This is a genomic window from Mesorhizobium sp. M4A.F.Ca.ET.050.02.1.1 (assembly GCF_003997725.1).
In the GTDB taxonomy this organism is placed as follows: domain Bacteria; phylum Pseudomonadota; class Alphaproteobacteria; order Rhizobiales; family Rhizobiaceae; genus Mesorhizobium.
Window position 1 is genome coordinate 1 of the sequence record NZ_RZSG01000971.1, and the last position, 2,005, is coordinate 2,005.

Below are 2,005 nucleotides of genomic sequence, written 5' to 3' on the forward strand. Positions count from 1 at the left end.
GCCCCAACCACCCCAACGACCACCACCACCCCGTCATCGATCGCGCCGGTCCTCACCATCGCGGATCCGACACTCAAGGTGAACGGGCTGGGTGGTACGGTTGACCTCGGAGTCAAGGTGACAACGACCGACCCCAACGATGTCGTGACCGTGAATGTGACGGGCTTGCCGAGATACGAGACGATCACCGACAAGCTCGATGGTAAGACGTTTAGTGGCAAGAACATCACCTTGACGGCGGCGCAGGTCGACAGCGGATTGACGCTGCAATCGAACTACAAGGGCGCGGCTCATCCGGTGGCGACGCTCACGCTGACGGCAACGGCCAAGGACCCGGTCACCGGCGCCGTCACGACAGCCTCGCCGCAGAGCATCACCGTAGTGGATCCTCGGCCCGCGACCGCCACAACGTCGCTAGAGTCCTTGGCAACCCGGGGCCCTGCGCTGCTGCACGAGCAAAGGGACCTGGTCGCCGGCGGCGCTAGGACCTGGGCGCCGCATAGCCTTGCCGCGGCGGATCATCCGACTGCGACCGGCACGGCCAGGGCGTCCCTGGCAAGCCAGAGTTTTGCGCTGCTGAACCAGTATCTGGCCGGCAAATCCGGCCGGGTCGATTCCGGTCAGATCGTGGCTGTCTTGTCGAATGGAGCCAGCTGGGATCACGACACGTACATGACCAGACCGCACCATTGATCGCCTCCGCACCCAGGGGCTTCCGCCCCTGGGTGCAGCACCGTCAAGGTTGTGAATGCCAGGGGGAGATCGAACGCGGACGTATTTCCGCAAGGGTTAGCCAAAATGGCGATACAAAACGAGAATGCCTACGCAGCAGACCATGGACTTCGAGCCCTGGCCCTGTTCCTGCGCTTTCATGGCGTGGACGCCAAGCCCGACCAGATCCGCGATCGCTATGGCGACGGCGGTGCAATCGGCATCCGCGCGATGCTTCGCTGCGCCCGCGAGCTCGGGCTTAAGGTCGGCGCGCGCAAGGCACATTGGAACCGTCTTTCGAGCGTTCGGCTGCCCGGCATCGCTTCGTTGCACGATGGCGGATTTCTGCTTCTCGCAAAGGCCGACGACAACGGCGCGGTTGTGCTGCATCCACACTCGTCGGGGCCGAAGCGGATTACGCGCGCGGAATTGGAAGCAATCTGGGATGGCCGTTTGATCCTGGCCGGATCACAGAACGTCGCGCAGCGGGCGCTTCATACCCTTGCTGGCATGGGTATGCGCGGTCGTGATCTGCTGCGGCGCGCCCGCGATACCGTGATGCGCCCGCGTTTCGCCGATCGACGCGATACGGCCGCCGAGGCGACGAGCACCGCATCTGAGAGCGACGATGACTCAGGGCTCATTGCCTTGGCGATATTGCTGCGTTGCCATGGCATCGCGGCCGACCCGGACCAGATCCGGCATCGGATGGGCGCGGCGCGCGTGGGTGTTACCGAAGTCCTGCGCTGTGCAAAGGATTTCGGACTCAAAGCCCAGGCACAGAGGACGAAGTGGAATCGGCTTGCGGTTACTCCGTTGCCGGGAATCGCCGTGCTTCGGGACGGTGGATTCCTGATCCTCGGCAAAGTCGTCGACGACAAGCTCCTCGTTCAGCGCCCGTCGTCGCCGCAACCCATTACAATGACCCAGGCCGACCTTGAGGCCATCTGGGACGGCGACATCATCCTGATGACCCGGCGCGCGCCCCTGACGGATCTCTCTCGACGGTTCGATATCAGCTGGTTTCTCGGCGCGGTCCACAAGTATCGCCATCTTCTCAGCGAAGTGCTGGTCGCGTCATTCTTCCTTCAGGTTTTTGCCCTTCTCTCACCGCTATTCTTCCAGGTGATCATCGACAAGGTGCTCGTGCATCGAAGCATGAGCACGCTTGATGTTCTGGTCACCGGTCTCGTCGCGCTGACGGTTTTCGAAACCGTCCTTGGCACGCTGCGCGTCTATCTGTTCGCGCATACGACGAACCGCATCGACGTCGAGCTCGGCGCCCGGCTGTTTC

The 2,005-nt window shown here is 62.9% G+C and carries 1 protein-coding gene and 1 pseudogene; both read left to right on the plus strand.

Annotated elements, in window-relative coordinates; all coding sequences use genetic code 11:
• Positions 1-693 (plus strand): annotated as a pseudogene (locus tag EOA33_RS39485) (hypothetical protein); the annotation flags it as partial.
• A 105-nt stretch (positions 694-798) separates the two neighbouring features.
• Positions 799-2,005: cysteine peptidase family C39 domain-containing protein (locus EOA33_RS33795; RefSeq protein WP_245482519.1), on the plus strand; the 1,207-nt coding region annotated here is incomplete at its 3' end.